The organism is Amycolatopsis echigonensis, from assembly GCF_014174495.1.
GTDB lineage: Bacteria > Actinomycetota > Actinomycetes > Mycobacteriales > Pseudonocardiaceae > Amycolatopsis > Amycolatopsis echigonensis.
Map to the genome: position 1 here is coordinate 25605 of NZ_JACJHR010000088.1, position 8034 is coordinate 33638.

An 8034-nucleotide genomic window follows, 5' to 3' on the forward strand; every position below is an offset into this window, starting at 1 on the left:
GGGGGCGGCATGAATAGCAATGATTCGCTTGCAAGCTGCGCTCATGCCTGCGCTCCTTCTGCCATCGCCACGACGGGGGTCTCAGCGGGGTAGTGGCAAGCCACGAGATGACCGCCGCCAGCTGGTTCAGGTGCGACTTCGAAGCAATGCCCGCGAGCCGCAGGGCACCGGCTCGCGAACCGGCAGCCGGGCTGGAAGTCCGCCGGGGCGGGCACTACACCCTTGATCTGCGTGAGCGTCGCTTCGTTCTCCTCCAGCGACAGCACCGCGCTGAGCAGTCCGCGGGTGTAGTGGTGCTGCGGCGCGCCGACGACCGCCGCGGTCGCACCTGTTTCCGCGACCTGGCCGCCGTACATCACCACCACCCGGTCGGCGATGTCGGATACCAGCGCGAGGTCGTGAGACACCAGCACCAGGGCGAAACCCAGCTCCTCCTGCAACCGCAGCAAAAGCGCCATGATCTGCGCCTGCACGGTCACGTCGAGGGCCGTCGTCGGCTCGTCGGCGACGATCAGCTTCGGGCTGCGGGACAGCGCCATCGCGATCAGCACGCGCTGCCGTTGTCCGCCGGACAGCTCGTGCGGGTACGCGCGCAGTGTCCGGCCGGGGTCGAGGTTGACCAGTTCCAGCAGCTCCTCCGGCGTGCGGGTGCCGCCGCGCTTGGTGAACTGCTTGAGCTGCGCGCGGATCGTCATCGCCGGGTTCAGCGAGCTGAGCGCGTCCTGGTACACCATCGCGAGGTCGTGCCCGAGGTGCCGGCGGCGGACGCTCGGCTTCATGGTGAGCAGGTCGTCGCCCGCGAACCGGATCTCGCCGCTGAGCCGAGCGGCGTCCGGCTGCAGGCCCATGATCGACAGCGCGGTGAGCGACTTGCCGCATCCCGATTCGCCGATCAACCCGAGCACCTCGCCGGAACGGACCGAAAAGGACACTCCGTCGACCACGTTCACGCCGTTGTGCCGGTCCGGGAACGAGATTGCGAGATTCTCCACCGCCAGCACGGTTTCCCGGCCGGACAGGTCCCTCGCCTTCGCCGCCAGCCGCTGCCCGGCCTCGCGCAGGCCGCGCAGCGGCAGCACCGCGGCGGTGTTCTCCGGAGCCAGTTCGATCTGCTGTGCCGCTTCGGCCGCCTTCGCGGTGCGAGCCGACGGCGCGGCCCAGGCGTCGGAGATCCCCTCGGAGAGAATGTTCAACGCCAGCACGGTGGCCAGGATCAGCAGGCCGGGGAACAGCGTCGCCCACCAGCCGCCCGTCAGCACGAGGTCCTTGCCGTCCGACAGCACCGAACCCCACGACGGATCGGGCGGCTGGATCCCCGCGCCGATGAACGACAGCGACGCCTCGAACACGATCGCGTCGGCGACGGTCACCGTGCAGTACACGAGGATCGGCGCGGCGCAGTTGACCGCGACGTGCCGGGCGAGGATGAACAGCCGTTTCGCGCCGATCACCCGTTCTGCCGCGACGTAGTCCTCGCCGTACTGCGCGAGCACGTTCGCCCGCACCACCCGCGCCACCGGAGCCATGTTGAGGAAGCCGATGGCGAGGATCAGCACGAGGATGCCTCGGCCGAACACCGCCACCAGCACCGCGGCGAGCGCGATGCCGGGGAAGGCCATCAGGACGTCGAGCACCCGCATGACCAGGCCGTCGACCCGGCGGCCGGACGTCGCCGCGAACGCACCGACGAGGACGCCCGCGACCAGCGCGAGCAGCGTCGCGCCGAGGCCGATCGCGAGCGACCAGCGGGTGCCCGCGACGAGCCGGGAGAAGATGTCGCGGCCGGACTGGTCGGTGCCGAACCAGTGCGCCGCGCTGGGCCCGCCGGTGTCGGTGCTGAGCACGTCCGGGTTGTGCGTGGCCACGGCGGTGCCGAGGAGCGCGACGAGCCCGAGCACGATCAGCACGGCCAGCGCGATCCACGAGGACAGGGGAAGCCGCCGGAACCGGACGCCGGGCCGCGAGAGCCGGGCGGTCAGGTTCGGGCGGAGGACCGGGCGCATCACGAGCGGCTCCGCAGACGGGGGTTGGCGACGAGGTAGAGCACGTCGACGATGAGGTTCACGAGCACGAACCCGGCCGCGATGGTGATCACGAAGCCCTGCACCTTGGCGGTGTCGCCGTCCTGCACGGCCTGGATCATGTTCTGGCCCATGCCGGGCAGCGCGAACATCGTCTCGATCACCACCGCGCCGCCGAGCAGGTAGCCGACCCGGAGGCCGAGCACGGTCAGCGGGTTGACCAGCGCGTTGCGCAGCACGTTCCGCCCGACCACCACGACCGGCGGCAGCCCGCCGCCGCGCGCGGTGCGCACGTAGTCCTTGTCGAGCTCCTCGACCATCGACGTGCGGATCACCCGGGTCAGCTGCGCGGCCACCGGCGCGGCCAGCGCGATGGCGGGCAGCGTCAGCGAGTTCAGCCAGCCGGAGAACGAATCCGCCGGGCTGACGTAGCCGCTGGTGGGGAAGAGGCCCTTGCCCACGGCCAGCCACTGCACCAGCAGCAGCGCGATCCAGAACGCCGGCGCGGCGACGCCGGCGAGCGTCACGAACCGGATCAGGTGGTCGGGCCAGCGGCCGCGGAACAACGCCGAGGTCACGCCGAGCACGACCGAGATGACCAGCGCGAGCGCCAGGCCGAGCAGGGTCAGCTGCACGGTGAGCGGGAGCGCGGTGGCGATGGTCTGGCCGACCGGCTCCTTGGTGATCACGCTCGTCCCGAAGTCGCCCTGCAGCAGATGCCACACGAAGTGCACGTACTGCAGCGGCAACGGGTCGAGCAGGCCGTTCTGCTCGCGGAACTGCTGGAGCTGGTCGGCGGTGGCGTTGGCTCCGTTGAACGCGGCCATCGCCGGGTCGACCGGCGAGAACCGCATCACGATGAACACGAACAGGATCACGCCGAGCAGCAGCGGGATGAGGGCGAGGATGCGGCCGGCCAGCATCCGCACGACGACTGTCACTTCCCGGACCTCCCGTCAGACCGGTTTGGCCTGGTTGAGATAGATGCCCGGGTAGCCCTGGGCACGGACTCCGCTGATCGCCTTCGGGTCCCACGCGGTGCCCATCTGCGTGAAGACGATCGGGTAGATCACCGCCTGCTCGGAAATCTGGTCGAGCAGTTGCTTGTACAGCCCGTTGCGTTTGGTCTCGTCGGTTTCCGCGGCGGCCTTGTCCTGCAGCGCCAGCAACGCGTTGGTGTCGTCGCCGCTCCAGCGCGCGTACCGCGTCATGAGCACCGATTGCGCGTCGTAGTAATAGCGGATGAGCAGGTCGGGGTCATTGCCGAACTGCAGCGGGTTGTTCGTGGTGGCCACGACCTGGAAGTCGTCGCCGTTGTCCAGTTTGGAGAACAGCGCCTTGGTGTCCTGGGAGTCCAAAGTGGTCTGCACGCCGATCGCGTCCCAGCCCTCCTTGATCACCTTGACGCAGTCGAGCACCAGCGAAGTGTTCGTGGTGGACAGCGAAATCTTCAAGCCGCTGACGCCCGCTTCAGCGAGCAGCTGCTTCGCCTTTTCCGGGTTGTAGGCGAAGTCCTGGGACGCGGGCTGCGAACCGGGAAGCTTCGGGTTGATGAACGACGTGCCCGCCGTGCCGGTGCCGCGCAGGCCGATCTCGATCATTTTCTTCTTGTCGATCGCGTAATGCAGTGCCTGGCGCACCCGTTTGTCGGCGAACGGCGAGTGCTTGGTGTTGAAGAGGAGGAACAGGTTGTTGCCGCCGTCGGCGAATTCGACCGTGCGGCCCGCCTTGCGCAACTGCTCGGCGTTGGCGGGCGGGATGTTCTCCGCGATCTGCGCGTCCGGCTTGGCGCCGGAGATCGCCGCGACCCGAGGCGCGGAATCCACAATGGACTTCCAGAGCATCTTGTCGTACGCGGCCGGGCGCGGGCCGTTGTAGTCGGCGAACTTCTCGAACGAGGTGTGCGACAGCGGGGCCTGCTCGGTGATCTTGTACGGCCCGGAGCCGACGACCTTGCCCGCGGCGGCGGCCTTCCAGTTGTTCTCGAACACGTGCTTGGGCACGATCTTGCAGATCTGGATCCGCTGCAGCGCGTACGGGAACGCGAACTTCAGGCTGAATTCCACCGTCTTCGCGTCGACCTTGGTGACCGACTCCAGCCACTGCGAGAAGAAGCTGTGGATGAGAACGTTTTCTTTCGGGTCGAGCACGCGGGCGTAGGTGAATACGACGTCGTCAGCGGTCACCGGCTGCCCGTCGTGCCACTTCGCTCCGTCGCGCAGTTCGAAGCGCAGCTTGGTGCTCTTGAGGTCCGCCGGCAGCGCCTTGGCCAGGCCGGGGAACGGTTCCCGGGTGATCGGATCGCCCTCGACGAGCGATTCGTAGCTGTGCAGGATGGCCGCCATCGCGAACGCCGACGCGGTCTGCAGCGGATCCCAGGTCTGGTTGTTGCCGTACCCGATCACCGCGGTGACGGAACCGGACGAATTCCCGGTCTTGTTGGTCGACGCGGGACCGCCGCACGCGGCGAGCGTCGACGACACCGCTGCGGCAGCCCCGGCGAGGCCGGCGTAGCGCAGCAGTGCGCGCCGGTTGAACGAAGTCCCCATGGCGGTTCGGGACATGGCGTCTCCTGACTTGATGCGGTGTTCCACCCAGAAAGCATCGAGAAGTAGGACGTGGGACGTCCTATGACTTGCCGGAACCCTAAGTCCCGTTCCGTCCTCGGTCAAGGGGTGCGTTCCCACCCGCGCGGGTGCAGCGGGGAAAGCCGGTCATGACGTAGGATGTCCTCCGATGGCGACGTGCCAGTGCAAGAAAGACATCCGGGAGAAACGTGTGGCGCGCCCGCAACGCAGTGAAGAGATCACCAAGCAGATCATCGACCTGATCGTCGACCGGCAGCTGCCGACCGGCGCGCCGATGCCGACCGAACTGAGCCTCGCCGAGGACCTCGGCGTCAGCCGGAATTCGATCCGGGAGGCGGTCAAGGCGCTGCAGGCGCTCGGCATCGTCGAGGTCCGGCACGGCTACGGCACGTTCGTCGGCTCGGCGGGCTCGGAGGCTCTGCAGACGTGGCTGCTCTTCCGCACGCGCAGCCGCGGCAGCACCGACGCCGGACGGCTGCGCGACCTGCTCGAGGTGCGCGAGATGATCGAAACGGAGCTGACCAGCCGCGTCGCGCGGGACCACCGGCCGGAGCTGATCGGGCAACTGCAGGCGTGCGTCGCCCGGATGCGCCGCAAGGGACCGGACGCGGCGGTGGCCGACCGCGAGTTCCACGACCTCATCTGCGCTGAGGCGGGTTTCGATCTGGCTCGCGAGCTGACCGGGTTGTTCTGGGACGTCTACCGGGCCGCGGAAGGCGAAATGGGCGGGCCGGTGTCGTCGGCCACGGCCACCGCGAAACGGCACCAGGCGATCGTGGACGCGCTCGTGAGCGGCGACGCGGAGGCGGCCGCCCACGCGGTGCACCGGCATTTCGACGAGGTGCGCAAGCGGGCGAAGGCGGGTCGCTACGGCGGCTTCGGCGAGGCGCGGCCCGCGGTTTCCGGTTCGGCCGCCAGCTGACTGTGGTTAGTCTGGACAGGTGACGACTCCGGAGATCGCTTTCCTGCCGCCGTCCGCCGCCGAGGACACCGCGCTGGTGGCCACGCTGACTGATCTGGTGAACACCGTCTACGCCAAGGCCGAAGCGGGTTTGTGGGCCGGTTCGGCCGATCGGACCAACGCCGGGGAGATGGCCGGACTGGTCCGTGCGGGCGAAATCGCGGTCGCCCGGCTCGACGGGGCGGTGGCGGGTTCGGTCCGGATCCAGCGGCTGGCCGAGGATCTCGGGGAGTTCGGTCTGCTCGCTGCCTCGCCGGAGGCGCGCGGCGCGGGGATCGGGCGGGAGCTGGTCCGCTTCGCGGAGAGTCACTGCCGGGCCCAAGGCTGTACGCGGATGCAGCTCGAACTGCTGGTCCCGCGCGAGTGGACGCATCCGTCGAAGGACTTCCTCGCGCGGTGGTACACCCGGCTCGGATACCGGGTGGTGGAGACCTCGACGATCGACGGGCCGCATCCGGAGCTGGCTCCGCTGCTGGCCACTCCGTGCGATTTTCTGATCTGGCACAAGGATCTCGGCTGAGTCGTGCCGCGGATTTCCGTCCGGTCCTGTCCTGGTGTCAATTCTGACCAGGTGGTAGAAATTGGCGAAAGCCCTCAACCGCTGGGAGCTGGCATGGGTGGACCTTCGGTGCAGCTGTACTCGGTGCGCGACGCGTTCGCGGCTGATCCGGACGAGACGCTGCGGCGGCTGGCCGCGATCGGGTTCCGCCAGGTGGAGCCGTACGGCGTGGTGGAGAACGCCGAGGCGCTCGGGGCGGGGCTGGCGGCGCACGGGCTGAGTGCGCCTACCGCGCATGCCGCGTTGGCGGGGAAGGACCAGGACGCGGTGTTCGCCGCGGCTCGGGAGCTGGGGATCGGCGTGGTGGTCGAACCGTTGGTTCCGGCTCCGCGATGGCAGAGCTTCGCGGACATCTCCGAGACCGCCTCGGCGCTGAACGCGGCGGCGAAGGTCGCCGCGGGCTATGGGGTCCGGGTGGGGTACCACAATCATTGGTGGGAGCTGGAGTCGCGGATTTCCGGGCGCAGTGCGCTGGAGGTTTTCGCTGATCGGCTCTCTCCGGAGATCGTGCTCGAGGTGGATGCTTATTGGGCTACCGCCGGTGGCGAGGACGCGCCCGCGTTGCTGCGGCGGCTGGGCGAGCGGGTGTGCGCGATCCATGTGAAGGACGGCGCGTTGGCTACCGACGCAACCGGGCAGGTGCCCGCGGGGCAGGGGCGGATGCCGATGCCGTCGGTGCTCGCCGCGGCTCCGGATGCGTTGCGGGTAGTGGAGTTTGATCAGCACGAGGATGTTTTCGGGAGTATTGCGGAGAGTTTCGCGTATCTCGCCGGGGCGCGGCAGTGACTGTCGCGGTCGGGATCGTCGGGGCGGGGTTTATCAGCGATACGTATTTGGAGAATTTGACGGCGTTTCCCGATATCCGGGTTGTGGGGGTCGCTGATCTCGATGTCGATCGGGCGCGGGGGCAGGCGGCGAAATACGGTGTGCCGTGGGGCGGGTCCTTCGCGGATCTGCTCGCGTTGCCGGAGGTCGAGATCGTCGTGAACCTGACGGTGCCCGCGGTGCATGTCGAGGTCAGTCTCGCGGCAGTGGAGGCAGGGAAGCACGTCTGGACGGAGAAGCCGATCGGGCTGGATCGGCAGACCGTGCGGAAGCTTCTTGACCGGGCGCGGGAAAAGGGCGTGCGGGTGGCCGGTGCGCCGGATACCGTGCTGGGTGCTGGACAGCAGACTGCCCTTCGTGTGCTTGCGGACGGGCGGATTGGAGAACCTGGTACGGCGTTGGCGTTGTTTCAGACGCCTGGGCCAGAGGGGTGGCATCCCACGCCGGAGTTTTTGTTCCAAGAGGGTGGCGGGCCGTTGCTGGATATCGGGCCGTATTACCTGACGCAGTTGGTGCAGGTGTTCGGTGCCGTTCGGAAGGTGACGGGAATTGGCGGGCGGGGGCGGGAGACTCGGGTGATCGGGTCTGGGCCTCGGGCGGGGACGGAGTTTCCGGTTGCCGTGCCAACTACGGTGAGTGCGTTGGTCGAGTTCGTGCGCGGCGGTAGTGCGCAGGTTTTGCTGACGTTTGATTCCGCGTTGCGGCGTACGGGGTTTGTCGAGGTTTCCGGGGTTTTGGGGACTGCGGTCTTGCCGGATCCCAATCGGTTTGACGGTTCCACGGTGCTGCATCTGGCTGGGGCCGAGGGGCCGGAGGAGGTGGCCGCGGTGGGGCATGCGGCGTCGCGCGGGGTGGGGGTGCTGGAGTTGGCCCGGGCCATTCGGGCGGGGGTGCCGGAGCGGGCTTCGGGGGAGTTGGCTTATCACGTGGTGGACGTGATGGTGGCGGTTGAGGAGTCGATGGCGCGGGGGGTGGGGGTTGAGGTGGCCAGCCGGGTGGGGGTGGGGGAGCCGTTGCCGGTGGGGTGGGATCCGTTTTCGCGGACGTTGTGAGTGCTGAGGGTTTCGGCTCGTCGCCTGG

At 68.4% G+C, this 8034-nt stretch carries 7 protein-coding genes; 4 read left to right on the top strand and 3 right to left on the bottom strand.

The features are described from left to right. Positions 1-41: 41 nt before the first annotated feature. From H5411_RS38580 to H5411_RS38590, 3 genes are read right to left on the bottom strand one after another with little or no spacing between them, the layout of a single operon-like run. Positions 42-2003, bottom strand: a complete 1962-nt coding sequence (locus H5411_RS38580; protein WP_183126649.1) for a dipeptide/oligopeptide/nickel ABC transporter permease/ATP-binding protein — start codon at positions 2001-2003, stop codon at positions 42-44. Continuing rightward, on the bottom strand, positions 2003-2962 hold the full coding sequence (locus tag H5411_RS38585; protein WP_101438811.1) for an ABC transporter permease: 960 nt from the start codon (positions 2960-2962) through the stop codon (positions 2003-2005). The genes H5411_RS38580 and H5411_RS38585 overlap by 1 nt, the downstream gene beginning before the upstream one ends. A gap of 15 nt (positions 2963-2977) precedes the next feature. After that, a complete protein-coding gene (locus H5411_RS38590; RefSeq protein WP_101438812.1) occupies positions 2978-4585 on the bottom strand; it encodes an ABC transporter substrate-binding protein in 1608 nt (535 codons plus the stop codon). Between the two features lie 172 nt (positions 4586-4757). On the opposite strand from H5411_RS38590, the gene H5411_RS38595 reads away from it, so the two are divergent. The 4 genes from H5411_RS38595 (at position 4758) to H5411_RS48675 (ending at position 8006) form a co-directional block, all read left to right on the top strand. Continuing rightward, the gene (locus H5411_RS38595) at positions 4758-5531 is read left to right on the top strand and encodes a FadR/GntR family transcriptional regulator (protein ID WP_220818057.1); all 774 of its coding nucleotides are present in this window, start codon (positions 4758-4760) and stop codon (positions 5529-5531) included. Positions 5532-5550: 19 nt separating this feature from the next. Then, positions 5551-6090: a GNAT family N-acetyltransferase gene (locus H5411_RS38600; protein WP_183126645.1), complete on the top strand. Its 540-nt coding sequence runs from the start codon at positions 5551-5553 to the stop codon at positions 6088-6090. A 93-nt stretch (positions 6091-6183) separates the two neighbouring features. Then, positions 6184-6915: a sugar phosphate isomerase/epimerase family protein gene (locus H5411_RS38605; protein ID WP_183126646.1), complete on the top strand. Its 732-nt coding sequence runs from the start codon at positions 6184-6186 to the stop codon at positions 6913-6915. Beyond that, entirely contained in the window at positions 6912-8006 is a 1095-nt protein-coding gene (locus tag H5411_RS48675; protein WP_183126647.1) for a Gfo/Idh/MocA family protein, read from the top strand. The genes H5411_RS38605 and H5411_RS48675 overlap by 4 nt, the downstream gene beginning before the upstream one ends. Positions 8007-8034: the final 28 nt, after the last annotated feature.